Source organism: Acidiphilium sp. PA (assembly GCF_026191915.1).
In the GTDB taxonomy this organism is placed as follows: domain Bacteria; phylum Pseudomonadota; class Alphaproteobacteria; order Acetobacterales; family Acetobacteraceae; genus Acidiphilium.
This window is the reverse complement of record NZ_JAIMBY010000014.1, coordinates 26,008-43,988: the sequence shown is the minus strand read 5'-3', so window position 1 is coordinate 43,988 and position 17,981 is coordinate 26,008. Positions and strand designations below refer to the sequence as shown.

General features: G+C 65.3%; 21 protein-coding genes and 1 tRNA gene. 15 read left to right on the top strand and 7 right to left on the bottom strand.

Annotated elements, in window-relative coordinates; genetic code table 11:
• The first annotated feature begins 147 nt into the window (after positions 1-147).
• The 12 genes from AruPA_RS15280 (at position 148) to AruPA_RS15225 (ending at position 9,643) form a co-directional block, all read left to right on the top strand.
• Positions 148-1,020, top strand: coding sequence for a toprim domain-containing protein (locus tag AruPA_RS15280; RefSeq protein ID WP_265637617.1), 873 nt, complete (start codon positions 148-150; stop codon positions 1,018-1,020).
• Positions 1,020-2,477 carry a virulence-associated E family protein gene (locus AruPA_RS15275; RefSeq protein ID WP_265637616.1) on the top strand — a complete coding sequence of 486 codons (1,458 nt, stop codon included), beginning with the start codon at positions 1,020-1,022 and terminating at the stop codon, positions 2,475-2,477. The genes AruPA_RS15280 and AruPA_RS15275 overlap by 1 nt, the downstream gene beginning before the upstream one ends.
• Complete coding sequence (locus AruPA_RS15270) at positions 2,474-2,824, top strand: hypothetical protein (RefSeq protein WP_265637614.1); 351 nt, start codon at positions 2,474-2,476, stop codon at positions 2,822-2,824. The genes AruPA_RS15275 and AruPA_RS15270 overlap by 4 nt, the downstream gene beginning before the upstream one ends.
• Positions 2,817-5,345: a phage tail length tape measure family protein gene (locus AruPA_RS15265; RefSeq protein WP_265637613.1), complete on the top strand. Its 2,529-nt coding sequence runs from the start codon at positions 2,817-2,819 to the stop codon at positions 5,343-5,345. The genes AruPA_RS15270 and AruPA_RS15265 overlap by 8 nt, the downstream gene beginning before the upstream one ends.
• Positions 5,345-5,680, top strand: coding sequence for a hypothetical protein (locus tag AruPA_RS15260; protein WP_265637611.1), 336 nt, complete (start codon positions 5,345-5,347; stop codon positions 5,678-5,680). Before AruPA_RS15265 ends, AruPA_RS15260 begins: the two co-directional genes overlap by 1 nt.
• A gap of 42 nt (positions 5,681-5,722) precedes the next feature.
• Positions 5,723-6,859 carry a phage major capsid protein gene (locus AruPA_RS15255; protein ID WP_265637609.1) on the top strand — a complete coding sequence of 379 codons (1,137 nt, stop codon included), beginning with the start codon at positions 5,723-5,725 and terminating at the stop codon, positions 6,857-6,859.
• 46 nt (positions 6,860-6,905) lie between these two features.
• Positions 6,906-7,121: a hypothetical protein gene (locus tag AruPA_RS15250; protein WP_265637607.1), complete on the top strand. Its 216-nt coding sequence runs from the start codon at positions 6,906-6,908 to the stop codon at positions 7,119-7,121.
• Entirely contained in the window at positions 7,118-7,486 is a 369-nt protein-coding gene (locus tag AruPA_RS15245) for a hypothetical protein (RefSeq protein WP_265637606.1), read from the top strand. The genes AruPA_RS15250 and AruPA_RS15245 overlap by 4 nt, the downstream gene beginning before the upstream one ends.
• Positions 7,483-7,791, top strand: coding sequence for a hypothetical protein (locus AruPA_RS15240; RefSeq protein WP_265637605.1), 309 nt, complete (start codon positions 7,483-7,485; stop codon positions 7,789-7,791). The genes AruPA_RS15245 and AruPA_RS15240 overlap by 4 nt, the downstream gene beginning before the upstream one ends.
• On the top strand, positions 7,788-8,246 hold the full coding sequence (locus tag AruPA_RS15235; protein WP_265637604.1) for a hypothetical protein: 459 nt from the start codon (positions 7,788-7,790) through the stop codon (positions 8,244-8,246). Before AruPA_RS15240 ends, AruPA_RS15235 begins: the two co-directional genes overlap by 4 nt.
• 1 nt (position 8,247) lies before the next feature.
• A complete protein-coding gene (locus AruPA_RS15230) occupies positions 8,248-8,823 on the top strand; it encodes a hypothetical protein (RefSeq protein ID WP_265637602.1) in 576 nt (191 codons plus the stop codon).
• A 520-nt stretch (positions 8,824-9,343) separates the two neighbouring features.
• Complete coding sequence (locus AruPA_RS15225; RefSeq protein ID WP_265637600.1) at positions 9,344-9,643, top strand: hypothetical protein; 300 nt, start codon at positions 9,344-9,346, stop codon at positions 9,641-9,643.
• 718 nt (positions 9,644-10,361) lie between these two features.
• Here the strand turns inward: AruPA_RS15225 and AruPA_RS15220 are convergent.
• From AruPA_RS15220 to AruPA_RS15190, 7 genes are all read right to left on the bottom strand, one after another.
• Positions 10,362-10,438: transfer RNA gene (locus AruPA_RS15220), tRNA-Pro, on the bottom strand.
• 59 nt (positions 10,439-10,497) lie between these two features.
• A complete protein-coding gene (locus tag AruPA_RS15215; protein ID WP_408858770.1) occupies positions 10,498-11,085 on the bottom strand; it encodes a MerR family transcriptional regulator in 588 nt (195 codons plus the stop codon).
• Positions 11,082-11,393, bottom strand: a complete 312-nt coding sequence (locus AruPA_RS15210) for an integration host factor subunit alpha (RefSeq protein ID WP_408858768.1) — start codon at positions 11,391-11,393, stop codon at positions 11,082-11,084. The genes AruPA_RS15215 and AruPA_RS15210 overlap by 4 nt, the downstream gene beginning before the upstream one ends.
• A 195-nt stretch (positions 11,394-11,588) precedes the next feature.
• On the bottom strand, positions 11,589-12,557 hold the full coding sequence (locus AruPA_RS15205) for a beta-ketoacyl-ACP synthase III (protein WP_265637599.1): 969 nt from the start codon (positions 12,555-12,557) through the stop codon (positions 11,589-11,591).
• Entirely contained in the window at positions 12,554-13,681 is a 1,128-nt protein-coding gene (gene plsX, locus AruPA_RS15200; protein WP_265637597.1) for a phosphate acyltransferase PlsX, read from the bottom strand. Before plsX ends, AruPA_RS15205 begins: the two co-directional genes overlap by 4 nt.
• 45 nt (positions 13,682-13,726) lie before the next feature.
• Positions 13,727-13,930 carry a 50S ribosomal protein L32 gene (gene rpmF / locus AruPA_RS15195; RefSeq protein ID WP_265637595.1) on the bottom strand — a complete coding sequence of 68 codons (204 nt, stop codon included), beginning with the start codon at positions 13,928-13,930 and terminating at the stop codon, positions 13,727-13,729.
• Positions 13,931-14,045: 115 nt separating this feature from the next.
• Positions 14,046-14,633, bottom strand: a complete 588-nt coding sequence (locus AruPA_RS15190) for a DUF177 domain-containing protein (RefSeq protein WP_265637593.1) — start codon at positions 14,631-14,633, stop codon at positions 14,046-14,048.
• Positions 14,634-14,771: 138 nt separating this feature from the next.
• Here AruPA_RS15190 and AruPA_RS15185 point away from each other — a divergent pair, with 138 nt between their 5' ends.
• The 3 genes from AruPA_RS15185 to AruPA_RS15175 all read left to right on the top strand — a co-directional run bounded on the left by AruPA_RS15185 (position 14,772) and on the right by AruPA_RS15175 (position 17,872).
• Entirely contained in the window at positions 14,772-15,308 is a 537-nt protein-coding gene (locus AruPA_RS15185; protein ID WP_265637591.1) for an outer membrane protein assembly factor BamE, read from the top strand.
• Positions 15,309-15,311: 3 nt separating this feature from the next.
• The gene (locus tag AruPA_RS15180; protein WP_265637590.1) at positions 15,312-16,895 is read left to right on the top strand and encodes a PhoX family phosphatase; all 1,584 of its coding nucleotides are present in this window, start codon (positions 15,312-15,314) and stop codon (positions 16,893-16,895) included.
• A 293-nt stretch (positions 16,896-17,188) separates the two neighbouring features.
• Positions 17,189-17,872 (top strand): hypothetical protein, encoded by a 684-nt coding sequence (locus tag AruPA_RS15175; RefSeq protein WP_265637589.1) that lies wholly within the window; start codon positions 17,189-17,191, stop codon positions 17,870-17,872.
• Positions 17,873-17,981 lie beyond the last annotated feature (109 nt).

Genomic DNA, 17,981 nt, shown 5'->3' with positions numbered 1-17,981 from the left:
CTGCTGGAAACAAATTCGCAGAACTATCGCTTGTGCTAATAGGTGCGTGCGCGTCAAATCATCCATATCACTCTCCGTTGCAGGTGTTGCGACCGCAACGTTAGGCGAGCGTGCGGGGGCTGTCACGGCTCCCGCACCGAGCGCGCGATGACCCCGGAGATTGTTGCGCAGCGGTTGAACCTGCACCGCGCCGGCCGGGACTTCCGCGGCGATTGCCCGGACTGCGGCTATCGCGAGGCGTTCAAGGTTTCGACGGGCCGCAATGGGCAACCGCTCCTATGGTGCTCATCGTGCAATCTGCCGGATGGCCCTGCCGGCATTTTCGCTCAGATCGGTGGCGCGCCGCCTGCTCAAGCGCAACAGGAACCCCGGCATGACGCAGATCGCGCCGCCCATGATGCGGCCCGCGTGGAGCGTGCAAGGCGCGCCTGGTGCGGGGCGGTGGCACCGAACCCGGATGACCCGGTTGGCCGATACCTCGCTATGCGCGGCATCGCTGCGATCATGGGCTCGACCTCGATCCGGTACCGCCCCGACACCTGGCACCCATCGAAGCGGCAGCTTGACGCAATGCTCGCCCTGATCGTGGGCACTGACGGCACGCCTCAGGCAATTCATAGGACGTTTCTTACCCCGGACGGCCGCAAGGGGAATGTCGAGCCGGTCAAGGCGTCGCTCGGCATCGTCGCAGGCGGTGCGGTCCGCCTCGCCCCTGCTTCGCCCGATCTGCTCATCGCCGAGGGCATCGAAACCGCTGCCAGCGCGGGAATTCTGACCGGGTTGCCGGCATGGTCATCGGTATCGGCGGGCAACCTCGAGCACTCGCTTGATCTGCCTGATCTGGTGCGCCGAGTGACGATCGCCGCCGATCCTGACGGCCCCGGATTGCGCGCTGCCGAGGCCGCTGCTCGACGCTGGAAGCGGCAGGGCCGGGAGGTTCGCATCATCAAACCGCAAACCGCCGGCACCGACTTCAATGACGTGCTCATGGCTCGCAGCGAGCGGGGCGAGGCCGCCTGATGGACTTGAACGCCGCCGAAATTCTCGACCACGAATTCGATGATGACGATCTGGTGCGGCAGGCGTCCGCGCCGATGTCCCCGGCAAAGATTGCATTCCGCGCCATGGGCATCGCCTATCGTGAAGGCCGCACGCTCGATGAGACGATCGAGACCTTGCGAAAAAATGAGCGCACCTCTGCATACATCCTCCGCGCGCAAGCGGCGGGCGGCGAATCTCTCCGGCGCGCCTGGTCAAAGATCGAAGCCACGTCGCGCAGTACGCCGGCGCCGGATTGGTTGCGGGACTGCCAGACTAACCTCACTAACGAACCCCGCAACAACCTCACGAATGCGCTGATTGCGATGCGCCGTGACCCGGCGCTTCGCGATCTGGTGGCCTATAATGAGATGCGCCGCGAAGTCATGCTCATGCGGCCGGTACCGTCGACAACATTGCGCGCCGTGACCGAGCCCTGCTCATTCGCTGACCACCACCTTGCGGCGGTGCTCGAGCACATCCAGCGCGCCGGCCTGCCACGGATGAGCGCGGACATCCTGTCCGATGCGATCGACTTGCGCGCGCATGAGCAGGCGTTTCACCCGGTCCGGGACTACCTCACCGGCCTAAAATGGGACGGCAACCCCCGGCTTGCGTTCTGGCTGTCTGAATACCTCGGCACAGAGGCGTCCATCTATAACGAGCGTGTCGGTGAAATGTTCCTGATGGGCATGGTGGCGCGCATCATGCGGCCGGGTTGCCAGCTTGATTATGCGATGGTGCTCGAGGGGCCGCAGGGCATCCTGAAATCATCGATCTGCACTGTGCTGGCTGGCGAATTCTGCGGCGATCAGATGCCGGACTTGCGCAATGGAGGTAAAGACCTTTCCGGGTTTATCCGGGACAAGTGGCTGGTCGAAATTTCGGAAATGGCCGCGCTCGACAAGGCTGACGCCAACCTGCTCAAGGCTTTCCTGACGCGCCGGGTTGAGGATTATCGACCGGCCTATGGCCGCAGGACGATCAAAGAGCCGCGGCAGTGCGTATTCGTGCTGACCACGAACGAGGCGCAATATCTGAGAGACGCCACCGGCAATCGTCGTTTCTGGCCGGTGGCTGTAAAATCAATCGATATCGACGGACTGCGGCAGGCGCGGGACCAGCTATTCGCCGAGGCGGTGCATCGATTCAAGGCGGGCGAACCCTATTGGCCGGCGGCGGATTTTGAGCGCGAGCATATCGCCGACGAGCAAGAGGCGAGGCGGGAGGTCGACGCATGGAGCGAGACCGTCGACAGGTTTGTCGAATGCCGAGACCGCGTGAGTGTGCATGAGATTTCGGTAGAGGCGCTGCATATTCCGCTGAAGGACTTGGGCACCAGCCACACGCGCCGGATCACCGCAATTCTTTCGCAGATGGGATTTGAACCGAGCCGCAACGGAAAAAAGCGATTCTGGATAAGGGAGTCGCGGACGTGATCGAGCCCGGACTTGATCCGCAGGAACTCCGCGCAATGCTGGCCGCCGCCCGCCAGCTTTGCCGCGCACGCGCTGGTCTCATCAAACGCCAGATCAGCCGCTTGCGCGCCGAACTGGCCGCCATCACGGAAGAACAACAGCGCATCGCCATCACCAGCCTGATGGTGCGCCGCTCGATCGATCCGGCCAACCCGTTTCGAACCGCACAGATCGCCGCCGATGTTGCGGACCTGCTTCCACCGCATCCCGCGATCGACGAGGTCCTGGCCGATCGCGAGACCGAAGCCGCCGAACGCGCCAGCCGAAACGTGCTGAAATTTCCAACGGAGAACACGATCCATGGTTGAAACCGCAGAAGTCATCATCTCCGCCCATGCCACCGGCACATCGCAGGTTGCAGCCCTGCGAGCCGAGATTGGTAAACTGGACCTTTCGACCGTCGAACTAAGCAAAGCCCAGCGGCGCGCGGTTGATCAGACCGTCAAGCACGCCGAGTCGATGGCCTATTCGAAAACCGAAATCCTGGCCGCACGCAATGCCCAACTTGGCCTCACCGATGCGCTGGGACCGGTCACCGGCGCGATGCGTGACGCGGAACTGGCAGCGGCGGCGATGGGCACTGGCGTCACCAAGGCGGCGCACCACGCGGAAATGGGCTTCAAGAAAATGCTCACCTCGGGGCGCTCTTTGCGGGAGCTGATCGTGCTCTTTCACGAGGTCGCGATCATGGGCAACTACAGCCGGTTCGGCGGCTCGCTCATGGTGGAGGCCGAACAGCTAAACCTCTCCGAAGTCATTGCCTCCGCAGGCGTCGCGAGTGTCGCGCTCGGTGGCTTGGCAGCCGAAGTGGCGGCGGTCGGGGCCGGGATGGTGCTGGGTGAGATGCAATCGGCCCGGTTCGCCCGCGGCATGCAGCTTACTGGCAATGTCGCCGGCATCACCGAGGGCCAGTTCAACACGATGGCGGAGACGATCGGCCGCCAGATTCCCGGCGGCGTGCTGATGGCTCGCGCCGCGCTCAATGACCTGATCCGCACCGGTCAGTTCACCGGCGCCACCCTGCAGGACGTGACCCGCGCGGCCGTCGAGTTCGCCCGGGTGTCTGGCGAGAAAGCGACAAAGGTTGTCGCGGACTTCGCAAAGATGGGCGATGGCGTTGCCAAGTGGGCGCTCAAGGCGAACCATGAATATCACTTCCTCGACCTCGCCCAATACGAGTACATCGCCACCCTGGAAAAGCAGGGGCACAAAGAGCAAGCAGAACGCGCCGTCGCAAACGACCTTTATCACTCCCTCGGCACCGACGCGCCGCGCAACCTGGGCTACCTGATCGAAGCCCTGCACGAAGTCCGCAACGAGGCGATCGGCGCGGTCGACGCGCTCGAAAGCATCGGTCGCACCACCACCCTGTCCGACCAGATCGCATCGCTGAAACACCAGATCACGGATCGAGGTGTGATGAGCCGGTTCGGCGGCGGCAATACGACCTTGCTGCAAGATCGCCTGCACCGCCTTCAGATCGAGCAGATCGGCAATCAATCGATGGCGGCGGCGCGGGGCGTCTACGCGCAACAGCAATCGGCGGCGATCGACAGCTATGCGGCAACGCAGAAACACGCCGCGCGCGGAACCTCCGATCTGCACCAGCATACCGCGGCGATCCGCGATCACGTCGCGACGTTGCGGGACGCCTCTGGATCGGGCGCGGTGAGCGCGGCGGACCGCTTCAACACGATCTTGCGCACCCAGAATGCGGAGGTGCAAAACCAGATCGCAACGCTGCAGGCCGACAGCAGTCACGCCACCGCGGCGGCGTTGTCGCATCGCCAGCTTGCTGATGCTCTTGCGACCGAGGCATGGGCGCGCAAGGAGATCGCGAAATATCCCGCGATGGCTCCGGCGATCACGGCCGCCATGACCGGCAATGTCGCGGCCATCGCCAACACCTCAGTGACGGGCGCACCGGCAACCACGCCCATGCATGAAAGCGTTAAAAAAACCGTCCACACCGTCAGCACGGCCAGCAATGACATCAAGCAAATTTGGGCCAAAACCTGGTCCGGCATGAGCGATCAACTCACCACCGCGCTCGAGGGCGGCCGGGTGACATTCCGCAGCTTCGCGGCCAGCATCTTCAAGGACATGACCTCGATGGTGGTCCAGCAGGCCATTGTCTCACCGCTGTCCACCGGCCTCGGTTCGCTCTTAAAGGGCCTCGGTGGCGCGGGCAGTATTGCCGACATGTTCAGCGGCGGCACCAAGGGCGGCAGCGGCGGCAGTGCGTTTAGCGGCTCGATGGGCAACATCGGCTGGGGTGGTGGCCAGCAACCGACAATGCCGAGCCCCACCGGCTCAGGCTCGATCCTAGGCGACGCTCTCGGCGCGGCGAAATCGGGGCTTGGCTTCATCAACACGATCACCGGCATCGGCTCATTGTTCAGCAAGGGCAGTTCGCTGATGAGCGCGGCGTCTGACATCGGCCCGGTACTCGGCACCATCGGCAAATTTTTCGGCTTCGCCAACGGCGGCATCATGACCCCGATGGGCCCGATGCCATTGCACGCCTATTCCAGTGGCGGCGTTGCCAGCAGCCCGCAGGTCGCGATGTACGGCGAAGGCCGGATGCCGGAAGCCTACGTTCCCCTCCCCGATGGCCGCTCGATCCCGGTCAGCATGAAAGGTGGGGGTGGTGGCAACCACACCTTCAACATCAACACCCATGTCCACAGCGATGGCACCGTCACCGGCGATCCGCAGAACAGCGCGGCCGGGCTGCACACGGCAATCCGCGCGGCGATCCAGCATGAGATGATCCGCCAGAAGCGCGATGGCGGCCTGATGGCAATGAACGGGACTGGCTACGGCTGATGTCAGAGGATTGGCTGGAAATTCAGGTGCGGGAGCGGCGTGAGCAACAAACCCGGCTCGATGCCGAGCTCGATGAGATCATTGCCGATACGATGCCCGATGGGCAGGCGGATGCGCCGGCGCCGGCGAAGCCCGAAGCGGTCGCAGATGCAGGCAACGTGATCCCGTTTCGGCGCCCCACGCCTTGGCCTCACGCATGGAACTCACCGGAACCATGGCGGGGGAAAGGCTGGAACGCTGGAAAAGTCTGGCAGGGCAAGCCTCGCGTTTTGATCACAAACCGCAGCGCGCCACCATTCAACCCCGACGACGAACCCCCACCACGCGCGGCCTAAATGTTTAGGCGCGGCCTACAACTTTTGACATAGGACACGACAATGCCCGACTCACTTTACCCCGATCTTTCGACCCGCGAGCGCAACGCATACAGCGTGCAGCGGTTGCTGGCCGGCATGCTCGACAAAAAAAAGCAAACCGGCATCGAGTTTGAAATTTCGGACTCGATCGCGAAAAACATGAAGCGCACTGGGTTTTTCATGCCATCAAGCATGCTCGGGCGCGCCTATCCGGGTGGCGGCACGGCTCCGGCCCAAACGTATTCGCCGGCCGCGCCGTACGTCGCCTCAACCACTGGTGCTGCATTGGTTGGGCAGGAGTTTGCGCCGGGCGGTTTCATCGCAGCCTTGCGCGGTAAGAGCCGCGTGCTGCAGCTTGGCGCGACCGTCCTGCCCGGCCTGGTGGGCAATGTCGCCATCCCGCGCCTCGGCACCGGTGCGGCGGCAGCCTGGATCAGCCCCGAAGGTTCGGACATCACCGAGAGCGAGGCGTCCGCGATGGATCAGGTTCGGATGACCCCGAAAACCGTTGCGGGTTACGCGCAGGCCACACGCCAATTTATCGTCTCGATCAGCCCCGAAGCGGAGGCGTTTTTGATGCGTGATCTGGCGCGGGGCGTTGCGCAGGCGATCGATATCGCGGCGATCGCCGGCACCGGCAGCAACGGGCAACCACTCGGCATCCTGGGCACCAGCGGCATCGGCACGGTGGCGCTCGGCACCAACGGCGGGCCGATCACGCTGGCCGCGCTCGAGGCGCTCGAGGAAACCGTGACGGCGGCAAATGTCGATACCGATGACATGGCTTACCTGACCACGCCGGCGATCGTGAAGGAAATGCGCGGGCTGGTGGATAGCGCCAACCGGCCGGTCTGGTCATACTTCCCGGACCCCACCGGAAAGCCCGGCCGCGCGCCTGGTGCGCTGAACGGCCTGCCAGTCGCCCGCTCCACAAACGTGCCGAGCGGGCTGACCAAAGGCACCGGCACCGGCCTGTCAGCGGTTTTGTTCGGGAACTGGCCGGATTTGTTGATCGGGGAATGGGGTGTGATCGAACTTGCGACCAACCCATACGGCGCGGGCTTTTCATCCGGCGGACTGGAATTGAGGGTGATGGCAACGGTCGATATCGCGCCGCGCCACCCGGTCAGCTTCGCGGCCATCACCGACGCCTCGTAAACCGCGTGCCCGGTGAAAGCCGGGCCGCTTTTTGTTGGAGTATAACATGGCACTTTATCGAGTCCGCGGCGGTTTCACCTTGGCGATGGGAAGCGCAGGCACATTCACCGGCGGGGCGATTCTCGACCTTACGCCGGAACTCGCAAAAGCGTGGTCGGCACAGATCGAGCCCGCAGACGAAACCCCCGGCCATCGCCCGGCACGGCCGCGTCCGAAGCCGCCGGAGAAGGTGGTGATGAAAACCGCGCTGAGGGCGTCGTGAGCGCGGTCGCAACCGCCGCCACGCTGGCCGGGGTGACGCTGATTGCGGTACGGGCCGGTGATAAGCCTGCGGTGCTCGCTACCGCAGATCGAGCCGGCAGGGTGGTGGTGATCGATGCTCGCAACACGCCGGACCCTGGCCGCTGGCCGGCGGCGATTGCTGCAATTCGCGCCGCGTCCATCGTCGTGACGGTCCGCGCGCCGGATGCTGCGATCGGGCGGTACGCTGCCCAAATGGGGAAGGCCGGCGATAGCGTGCTGGTGATCGCATGCGCAGAAACGGATGCGCGAGCGTGGCGAGTGCTGGTGGCTGCGAACCAGCGGGACATCGGCGGGTTTGGGCAGGCCACGCGGAGCGCGGCGTGAGCGGGCGGTGGCGGTGGCTGAGGGTGCGCCGGGGCTTCACCATCAACCATGACGGCCGCGCGTTCGCCGCCGGCGATCTGATGCGGGTGAAGGCCAGCGAAGCCCGCGCCTGGGCAGCATCGACCAGCCCGGCGAAGCCATGGTTTCCGGTCCGGGTGGCGTACAGCGCGGCGCGTGCCGTGCGCCTCATCCGGCAGGCGATAGGCGAGACCAGCGCAGCACGACGCCGGGCAGCGCAGAGGCGGCGTAGGGCGGCAGAGGCGGTGCGCCGGCGGGCAACCGTGGTCAGGATGGTGCGGAAATGACCCCGGACCGGGCGGAGGATCAGGCCCGCGTCATCGCCAGCTACCGGCAAGCCTATGTCGGGGCTCCCGAACGCCTGAAGCTAATCGACGCTGCCGAGGCTGGGCTGATCATCTATCAGGAGATCGTCGGGCCAGACCGCACCCTCGACGATATGTGGCCGATGGTGTCCGGCCGCGCGCCTGGCGTGGCGCTACTCTGCGATTGCGACGGCGCCGGGCCTGACGGATGGCGGGCGGCGCGTGATCTGAGGGCGTTCGGGCGGGTTGCGGCCGTGGTGCTGCATGACGCGAAAGCCGCCGGGGTGATCGAGGTTGCGCGGCAGTTTGGCCGGGCTGTGGTCATAGAGTGCGAGCAGCCCCTAATGCGGCTTTGGTCGCAGTTTTTCATCAAACGCATGCCCGTCATCGTGAGCGTGCCGGGACAGCTCGAAATTATTGACGATTGGATCCACTGAAATGATGAATGTTGCGGAATATGCGCGCCATCGCGGGTGCAGTGAACGCGCCGTCAGCAAGGCGATCGCCGCCAACCGGATCAGCGCAGAGCGCGCGGGGCGGGTATGGTCCATTGATCCCGCCCTGGCCGATCGAGAATGGGTCGAGCACACTGACCCTGCCGTGGGCGGCCGGCATGACGCTAGTGCTGGCGAGGCGGTGCAAACCGCACCAGCGGCGGCACCAGCAGCAGCGGATGGAACAGAGCCGGGCGGTATCGAGGCGCTTGCGGACTCGCGTAAGCGATGGTCGCACCACCGGGCGCGGCTTGCGGAAACCGAGGCGGAATTGGCGGCGATCAAACTTCAGCTTGAGCGGGGTGAATTGGTGTCAGCCGCGGCCGAACGGCAGGTAGGTTTCCGCATCGCCCGCGCGTTTCGGGACCGGATGTTCAACATCCCCGACCGCATCGCCGCCGAACTGGCAGCCGAGGGCGACGCTGGCGTGGTCCACATCATCCTCACGCGCGAGATCAGGGAGGCTTGCCTCGAACTCGCCCAGCTCGATTTCGACGCGCCGCCGGCCGCGCCGGAGTAGCAGCACCTACACCAGCGGCGTAGCGGCACCAACCGGACCACCAACCGGACCACCGGAACCCGCTTTAAGCGGGGGTTTCTGACGGTTTTGTGTGGGGATGGTTGGCAACGCCGCTGCTATTTTCGGTTAAGTGTCGCTTATTCCTAACAAAAATCGCAACATTTCTGACTTTGCGCGAAATCCCAACCGGACCAAATTTGAAAATTATGGCGCTAGCGATGTGACGCGGTCGCGCGTTACCCGTGACCGGGTGCCGGGTGGGAAGGACCCTGAAAATTTTGCGGATGGCTGGCCAGAAATCGCAATGTGGTAGGCCGAAGCATAGTGGTTGCCATCGCGAGACCTGAAAAGCCGGACGGCGCACAGCACGCTCTAAACCGTCCTGCCGCATATATGCGACAACCCGCATGGTTCGGCGTGCCGGATTGATACCAGTGTGCTCTTGTGCGCGAGAATAACGGTGAGTTATCAGTGCAAGGGTGCCGGCTTGAATAGGATCGAGCGATGATGCAGCACGACGATGAACGCCATGCAGCCTGATTTATCAGCGGTTGATCGGCTGGAAATAGAGCGCGGCATGCTTGACGCTGATACCGTGGCGCGGTTGGTGGTCATTGCCGAGAACCCGATGGCACCACCGTCTCACCGGATCAGGGCGAGGTCGGCACTGCGCCGGCACCGTGAAGCCGTAGCGGCCTATGCGGGCGATGAGGCGATGGCGGCCGATCTGGTCGGCAGGATCAGCCGTGGCGAGCATCTGGGATGGCGTGATCGAGCAGCGGCCGTGCGGTTGGGATTGATCAAGCCGATCACCGACTGATTCGCGCCGGCGGTAAAGCCGGGCATCGGCATCGCGACATCGAGGGGTGAAAAACGCCGCCGCCCGATGGCAAATCGGTGCGGCGGCGAAGGTGGTATTTCTCGGCATCGGCGGCGTTCCGCTGACACCCACCGGGTCGCTACCACAAGGCGCATGCGCAGCGCCACTGCATCGGCATGACGGGCGGATAGGGGACGCTGAAGCCGGTTGGCGCGACGAGTGTGCGGCCACACCGCCGCGCTCCCCGATACAGCTATCGGTAAGCTCCGTCCCGCAAGCGAGAGCAAGCGCATGGGCGGTATCCTGCACCAGGCGGGCGGCGGCAGACAACGCCTATCCGGTTGCGCCGGGCACGGGGTTTTCGTGGTTTCGATCCGATCGCGCCGAATGACGGCAGTGACGGCATTTTTTAGAGTGGCGTCACAGTGGCGTCATTCCAAACATCGTGATTTTATCGGCAGGTTTCGCAATGATGACGCCAATGACACCACTACACCCCATTAACAACTATTTTTTTACATAATGGTATAGGGGCTTCTATAGGAAAGTGACGTCATATGCCGTCACTGGCGTCACTGCCGACATCACCTGCTGGTCATCCCATCGGGCGATCACGGAAACGTGAAGTCTAAGCAATCCGCCGGGTCGGAGTGTGTTCCAACCGGTATCCGCTGCGGTCCGGCGATTGGCGGGATGGACCTTAACCCCTTGCAAACATTGGTCGGAGCGGCGGGATTCGAACCCACGACCCCCAGTCCCCCAGACTGATGCGCTACCAGGCTGCGCTACGCTCCGACGCCACGGTCCTTAGCAAGTCCATCAACCGAGGGAAACCCCCACCGCCCCGGCCGGCCTCAGCCCGCGAGGCGGGCGCGCAGGTTTTCCAGCTCCGTGAGCGTCATCCGCAGGGTCGTGCGGAGCATGGCGTTGACCCGCTGGCTTCGGGCGAGCATCGACTCGAGATCGTCACCCGCCGCCGGCGGCGCTGGCGTTGCACGGGCGACCGGCGTCGCATCGTGGATCGGCAGTTCGGGAAGGTCGGCGCGCGCCGGCGCACCCGCGCCGAGGCTGGATGTCTGGGCGCGTTCGGCGGCGGCGGCGGCGCGTTCCTCCTCGGAGGCGGGCGGGATTTCATCATGCAGCGCGCCGCCCCCTTCCTTGAGCAGACGTTGCACACCTTTGATCGTATAGCCTTGAATATACAGTAAATCCGCGATCCGGCGCAGCAACACGACATCATCCGGCCGATAGTAGCGCCGCCCGCCGCCCCGTTTCAGGGGTTTGATGCGCGGAAATTTGGTTTCCCAGAAACGCAGAACATGCTGCGGCACATGCAACTCGTCCGCAACTTCGCTGATGGTGCGGTAGGCTTCCGCCGATTTGCGGGTACGGCCACGGAATTCGTCGCCGTCCGCGGTCACCGTGCCGGCATCCCCGCTCAAGACCGCCCGGCCCCGTCCGGCGCGCCCCGATCGACCGCCTCGCGCAGGATCTGGCTGGCACGGAAGATCAGAACCCGGCGCGGCAGAATAGGCACCTCATGCCCGGTCTTGGGATTACGACCGATCCGCCGCCCCTTTTGGCGCACCGAAAACGTGCCAAACCCACTGATTTTAATGGAATCACCATCGGCGAGCGCCATCTTCATACGGTCCAGCACCGATTCCAGCAGTGCCGCACTTTCGTTACGCGACAAACCGACCGCCGCATAAATCGATTCCGCCAGACCCGCGCGCGTCAAAGTGCCCATCAGACGAGATTAGCAAGAAAGCCAAGCGGGTCAACCGAAATGTCGGCCGCCCCGGCAAAGTCGCTGGAAATCAAAGAAAAAATACACCTTCGCACCGATTGGGACGAGCGGATGTGTCTCGGCCCGTGAGCACCATCGGCGCGCGGGCAGCATCGGCCGTGGCGGCCTCACCGCTCCGGCGGCCCATGCAGCCGCTCACATGCGGATCAGCGCGGAACCCCAGGTCAGCCCACCGCCCAGCGCCTCGATCAGCACGAGGTGCCCCGGTTTGATGCGCCCGTCGCCAATCGCATCGTCCAGCGCCAGCGGGATCGACGCGGCCGAGGTATTGGCGTGCCGGTCGACGGTCACCACCACCTGCTCCGGGGCCAGGTTCAGCCGCCGACCCATGGCGTCGATAATCCGCCGGTTCGCCTGGTGCGGCACCAGCCAGTCGATATCGGCGTGGCTCAGATGATTGGCCTGCAGCGCCTCGTCGACCGCACCGGCCAGTTTGGGCACGGCATGGCGGAACACCTCGCGGCCGTTCATCACGAGATGCTGCGGTTTGGCGGGTTGGCCGGTGGCGCCGTCGATAAACAGAATATCGCCATAGCGCCCATCGGCATGGATATGCGTCGAAATAACCCCCCGATCCGCTCCGGTGGTGTTGGCCCGCAGGAACGCCGCGCCGGCACCATCGCCAAACAGCACGCAGGTGCCGCGATCCTGCCAGTTGAGAATGCGCGAATAGACCTCGGTACCGATGATCAGAACGCCGCGGCACTGGCCGGCCCGCACCATCGCATCCGCGACGGCAAGGGCATAGACGAAGCCCGAACACGCCGCCGAAAGGTCGAACGCGAAACCGCTCGTCACCCCGAGCGCGTGCTGAATGCTGACCGCGGTCGCCGGAAACCCCTGGTCGGGCGTTGCGGTCGCGACGATGATGGCATCGACCTCATCGACCGTCGCACCCGCCCGGCTCAGGGCGCGCCGCGCGGCCTGTTCACCCATGAACGTGGCGGTCTCGTGCGGCCCGGCGATATGGCGCATGGTGATGCCGGTGCGCTCGCGGATCCAGATGTCCGAGGTATCGACGCGCGCGGCAAGCTCATCGTTGGTGACGATGCGTTCCGGCAGATAACCGCCGATGCCATCGAGCGTGGTCCCCGGCGTGGTCATCCGGCAGAGACGATCGGCGGGACGGGCAGGGGTGCCACGCGCGGCGCCGCATCGGCGACCAGCGCATCGCGGTTGTCATGCTGCAGCAGACCGTCCTTGATCCGTTCATTGAAGCGGTTCACGATCATGTCCATCGCAACATCGACCGCATGGGCGAAGCCCTCGGCATCGGTGCCGCCGTGCGATTTGACGACGACGCCGTTGAGCCCGAGCAGCACCGCCCCGTTGTAGCGCCGCGGATCGAGCCACTCGCGCAGCCGGTTGAGGCCGGGCTTGGCCAGCAGATAGGCGAGTTTGGCGGCAAGGCTCGCGGTAAAGACCCGCCTGAGCAGATCGCCGACCAGCCGCAGCGCCCCTTCGCCGGTTTTCAGCGCGACATTGCCGGTGAACCCATCAGTGACCACGACATCGACCGTGCCGCCCGCAATATCATGGCCCTCGACGAATCCGTGGAATTGCGACCCGATCGGGCTGGCGCGCAACGCCTCGGCGGCGCGTTTCAGGGTCTCGTCGCCCTTCATCTCCTCGGAACCGACATTGAGCAGACCGATGGTGGGTTTCGGCAGGCCGAGCACGGTGCGGGCGAACATCTCGCCCATCACCGCGAATTCCACCAGATTGCGGGCGTCGCAGACCATGTTGGCACCAAGGTCGAGCATCACGACATCCCCCTTGGCCGAGGGGCCGATCGCGGCCATCGCCGGACGATCGATCCCCGCCATGGTCTTGATCACGATTTTCGCGAGCGCCAGCATCGCGCCGGTGTTGCCGGCCGAAATGATGCCCGCCGCCTCGCCGCTGGCAACCGCATCGATCGCCCGCCGCATCGAGGCATCGCGCAGCCGCAGCGCGGCGGTCGGTTTCAGATCATCCGCGATGATCTCGGAGGTGCCGTGCACCACGACCCTTCCGGCAAGCCGCCTGGCGGCGCGCACCAGCGGTTCGATCAGCGCGGCATCCCCGAACACATGAAAGATCGCCTTGGGGTGGCGCTCGGCGGCGATATCGAGTCCCGCGATAATGACACCCGGTGCATGATCCCCGCCCATCGCATCCACGGCCAGAATCGCGGATGCGCCGGCCTGCGGCGTCAGTGTGACGATCTGGTCGGTCTCGGATGTCATGATCGCGCCTGGCGCGGCGGCTTCGGTGGCGCGATCAATGGAAGATCAGACCCGGACCGTGCCCTTGATGTCCTTGCCCGCGGCAACGACTTCCCGGCCGTCGTAATGGCCGCAATGGCCGCAAACGTGATGCGGGCGCTTCAATTCGCCGCAATTCCCACACTCGGCGTGCGGCTGGACCACCAGGGCCTGATGGCTCCGGCGCATGCCTTTGCGGGACGGGCTGGTTTTACGCTTGGGTACGGCCATATCAACTCTCGTATCTTATGTATCGGCGGCGCAGCAACGCGCGACCGCCCCATGACGGGGGTGGTTCAAGATCACGCCGTCTAGCAGAGCCGCTCAACCCCGGCAAGCGCCGCCCTCATTCAGGGCGCGACCTGTCGGGGCCGGGTTTGCCGGCGGCATTGGCAAGATCACGCAGCTGCGCAAGGGCGCTGAACCGGCTTTCGCGCTGCGGGGTAAGGTCGGCCGGAATCGCCGCATCCGGTTTGCGGGGGTAGGGGTCGAGCGCCAGCGCGAGCTGCTCGGTGAGAATCGCACCGAGGTCGACCAAGGTGCCGGTCGCCACAATGTCATCCGGCGCATCGGGGTCGATCAACCCCTCCGCGCCCGCATCGCGCCGCGCCTCGGCCTGCGCCTCGGTGAGCAAAATCAGCGCCGCCTGTTCCGCAACCGCCTGCTCGAAGGTCTCGCTGGTGACGACGCAGGTCTGCGTCACCCGCGCGCGCAGCGTCAGCGTCGCATGCACCAGCCCATCCGGCGCGCGGCGCAGCGCGAAATGGCCGGTCAGCGCCGCAATGCCCGGCAGGCCGAAACCGGCGGCGATCGCGGCGCATTGCGCTTCGGTCGCGGTGATGCCGATCTCGTGCGCCGGATCACGGCGCCGCACATCGGCGACTCGCGACAGGTCGAAATTATGGGACAGGATGGGGGCTGGCGTGTCGGTCATCACCCGATCATGTCGCATCTTGCGCGAAGCGGGAAGCTCGCCCATAGAACCCGCGATCGCTCGCATGCGGCCGGTGGCACCGCCCTCAGGCAGCACGGCCTGGGATCACCATCGTTTCTATCGTAAGGATTGAGCCGCGTGCGCAAACCAGCCATCAAGCTCCACCGCCTGTTGCCCTTGCTGCTGCTGCCGGCGCTCGGCGGATGTGCGATTTTTTCGGCGGCCCCGCATTATCGCGGCAACGACGTCTCGTCCCACGCGCTCAAACAACTCACCCCCGGCGTCTCGACCGAAGCCGATGCCACCGCGCTGCTCGGCTCGCCCACCCTGCATGAAACGTTCGACCGCAATCAATGGCTCTACGTCAGCCAGGTGACCAAGCGGCGGATCGGCCAGACCCAGGGTGTCCTGAAACAAAAAGTCGTCAAACTCACCTTCAATAATGCGGGCGTGCTGCAATCCATCCACGACGTCGGCAAGAAAGCCGCGGTCAATGTGGCGATGGCGGCCGGCCACACCCCCGCGCCCGGCGGCCACGCCAGCCTGTTCCAGCAGCTGGTCGGCGGTGTCGGGCACTACAATCCGCTCGGCGGCACCGGCGCCGGCGGCTTCGGCACCGGCGGGCAAAGCGACATCGGCGGCGCCAGCGGCAGCAGCGGATTGTCGGGTTTCTGAGCCATGGCGACACGGCGTAGCCTGATGGCGGGTGTGGCGCTGGCACCATTGGCGGTGCCGGCCCGCGCCTGGGCGCAGACCGTCTCGCCCCTGCTGCAGGGGGCAAACCCGGAATCGCCGCAATTGAACGATGTGGTGGCGGACGGATTGCGCCGGGACGTGATCATCCGCTGGGGTGATCCGGTCCTGGCCAACGCGCCGCCCTTCACCCCGAACCGCCTGACCGAAACCGAGGCCGCGCGCCAGTTCGGCTGGGATGGCATCATCGCCGGCATCGTCACACCGCCGCAGGCGCAGGATGGCGTCGCGCGGCTCGTCATGGTGGTCACCCACCCGGATGTCTCGGCGCGCATGGTATTCCCCGGCGGGCGCGATCAGCCACGGATCGCCGGCAAGCTCCAGGGCGCATCGGTGTTGAATTTGTCGGAGCGCGGCGGCCGCTGGGTGGTGGTGGACGGCGGCTATCAGTCCCGCCGGATCACCGATGGCACGCTCTGCACCATCACCGGACCCGCCGCGAGCGCGATCGGCGCAAGCGTGCAAGGCGTGCTCGCACCGGGACTCGGCTGCGTCACACCCTGGAACACCGTGCTGCTGCCCGAAGGCCGCACCGATACCTGGATCACCCGCCTCGCCGGCCGCGCCGCAGGCTTCGCGGCACCCACCGTCGGCGCCGGCTTCGGCTGGGTGGTCGAACTCGATGCGCTGAGCCCGACCTCGTTTCCCGCCAAACGCACCGCGCTCGGGCGCATGCCGCGCGCCGGCCTCGCCTGTGGCATCGCCGCCGATGGCTCGGCCGTCGTCTTCATGACCGAGGACGCCCCGATGGGCCGCCTGTTCCGCTTCAAAGGCGCGGCACCGATCGGCGACGGCAGCGCCGCACTCGACGCCGGCACGCTCGCCGTGGCGACCATCGAAGGCGCTTCGATCGTCTGGCACGACCTGCCGGATGGCCTGCCCAGCGTCACCGCAACCCTCTCCGCCGCGCGGCACGGCGCCCGCTTCGATGCGCCAGCCGGCCTCGCGATCGGGCCGGACCGGTCGGTCTACCTCGCCTGCTCCGGCAATCCCGGTCGCGGTGTGAACCAGGTGGATGCACTCAATCCACGCGCCGGCAACGGCGGCGGCCATATCCTGGCGCTCCGGCCAACCGGCGGCGATCTCGCGGCCCCGCGCTTCACCGGCGAAGTCGTGCTGCTCGGCGGCGACCCCGCCACCGACCCCTCGGCACGCTACGGCACGGGATCGCTGGCATGGCTGCGCGCGCCCTATTCGTTGAATTTCGGCCCTGCCGACCGGCTGTACGTCGGCACCGACCAGGGCGGCGCGGTCAGCGACACCGCCGATGGATTGTTCGTGATGGACGTTGCAGGCTACGACCGATACGCGCTGACCGAACTCTACCTCGCCCCCATCGGTGGCGCGATCGGCGCCGCGGCGTTCGGCCCGCTGGGACACACAATATTCACCGTCGCCCGGCACCCCGGCGCCACCCCGAACGCCAGCTTCGCCGACCCGGCAACCCGCTGGCCGACAGTCCAGCCCGGCATGCCGCCGCAGACGACACTGGTCGCACTGGCGCGGTGAGATTGCCCGACGCGTAGGGTGGGGTGCCCTACCGCACCCCACCACTTCAGCCACGCTTCATCCGTCCGGTCCGACCGACACAACCGAAATCGACCGAGCCCTCCCGGCCTGAACACAGGCGAGACAGGCGCGGAAAGGCAGAGTCTTCTTTTTTGTGAACAAAAAAGAAGCAAAAAAACTTTTTTAATCTGGGCTGTTGCTGGTGAAGCTGGCGATGCCTCACGCCAACAATTCTGATAAAAATTCTAACAAATCTCTTTCTCACCCCCCGCCCACCGTGGTTATCTGCCCTTGTGCGCACCACTCCAACCCCGCTGACGATCTCACTCCTCGACCGCTTCGCCCTCGTCATGGCGATGCTCGCCGAAATCGCCGTCAACCAGGGCCACGCGCAGCACCTGCCGGGGGCCAAAATCATCGCCATCTGGCAACGCCTCACCAGCATCGCCGCCCGCTTCGCCCGCGCCGTCCTGCGCGGCCCCACCCCAAACCGCCCACGCCTCACCCCAGCCAAACCCAGCCGCACCGAACGCCCATCCCTGCCTGCAGGCTTCGGCTGGCTCCCCCGCGTCTTCCCCGGCACCCACGACATGCCCGCCGCCGTCACCTACCCCGCCCAGCAACTCCGCGACCTGCTCGCCGACCCCACCATGGCTCAGCTGATCGAAACCAACCCCGCCATCGGCCGCATCCTCCGCCCCCTGTTCGAAGCCCTCGGCCTCGAACGCCCCGCCATCCTCGCCATCCCCAAACCCGCCGCACCCCAACCCGTCGCACCCCAACCCACACCCGCCAACCCCGAACCCCCACCCGCCCGGTCGCCCAGCGTTCATCACCCCGCCCGGCTCACCGCCCGGGTGCCGGAAACCTCCACGTGCCCCGACGACCGAATATCAACCCACACTGAGCCCGCCGCCCGACCACAGCTATTTTATTACGAATTCGAAACATTAATCAGCTTGCATACGCCCGCGTGATCCTGCTCATCCGCAGTTCGATGACGGCATCGGACCGCCATTTGCCGGTGGGTTGACCATCATAAAGATCTCCGGCTGCCTATATCCATGGCGTTCGCCGACCAGACGC

What these genes read in the sequence shown, in the direction of transcription:
- AruPA_RS15280 (WP_265637617.1), top strand. Translation starts at nt 148, where the DNA reads ATGACCCCGGAGATTGTTGCGCAGCGGTTGAACCTGCACCGCGCCGGC.
- AruPA_RS15275 (WP_265637616.1), top strand. Translation starts at nt 1,020, where the DNA reads ATGGACTTGAACGCCGCCGAAATTCTCGACCACGAATTCGATGATGAC.
- AruPA_RS15265 (WP_265637613.1), top strand. Translation starts at nt 2,817, where the DNA reads ATGGTTGAAACCGCAGAAGTCATCATCTCCGCCCATGCCACCGGCACA.
- AruPA_RS15260 (WP_265637611.1), top strand. Translation starts at nt 5,345, where the DNA reads ATGTCAGAGGATTGGCTGGAAATTCAGGTGCGGGAGCGGCGTGAGCAA.
- AruPA_RS15255 (WP_265637609.1), top strand. Translation starts at nt 5,723, where the DNA reads ATGCCCGACTCACTTTACCCCGATCTTTCGACCCGCGAGCGCAACGCA.
- AruPA_RS15250 (WP_265637607.1), top strand. Translation starts at nt 6,906, where the DNA reads ATGGCACTTTATCGAGTCCGCGGCGGTTTCACCTTGGCGATGGGAAGC.
- AruPA_RS15235 (WP_265637604.1), top strand. Translation starts at nt 7,788, where the DNA reads ATGACCCCGGACCGGGCGGAGGATCAGGCCCGCGTCATCGCCAGCTAC.
- AruPA_RS15230 (WP_265637602.1), top strand. Translation starts at nt 8,248, where the DNA reads ATGATGAATGTTGCGGAATATGCGCGCCATCGCGGGTGCAGTGAACGC.
- AruPA_RS15225 (WP_265637600.1), top strand. Translation starts at nt 9,344, where the DNA reads ATGAACGCCATGCAGCCTGATTTATCAGCGGTTGATCGGCTGGAAATA.
- AruPA_RS15210 (WP_408858768.1), bottom strand. Translation starts at nt 11,393, where the DNA reads ATGGGCACTTTGACGCGCGCGGGTCTGGCGGAATCGATTTATGCGGCG.
- AruPA_RS15205 (WP_265637599.1), bottom strand. Translation starts at nt 12,557, where the DNA reads ATGACCACGCCGGGGACCACGCTCGATGGCATCGGCGGTTATCTGCCG.
- plsX (WP_265637597.1), bottom strand. Translation starts at nt 13,681, where the DNA reads ATGACATCCGAGACCGACCAGATCGTCACACTGACGCCGCAGGCCGGC.
- rpmF (WP_265637595.1), bottom strand. Translation starts at nt 13,930, where the DNA reads ATGGCCGTACCCAAGCGTAAAACCAGCCCGTCCCGCAAAGGCATGCGC.
- AruPA_RS15190 (WP_265637593.1), bottom strand. Translation starts at nt 14,633, where the DNA reads ATGACCGACACGCCAGCCCCCATCCTGTCCCATAATTTCGACCTGTCG.
- AruPA_RS15180 (WP_265637590.1), top strand. Translation starts at nt 15,312, where the DNA reads ATGGCGACACGGCGTAGCCTGATGGCGGGTGTGGCGCTGGCACCATTG.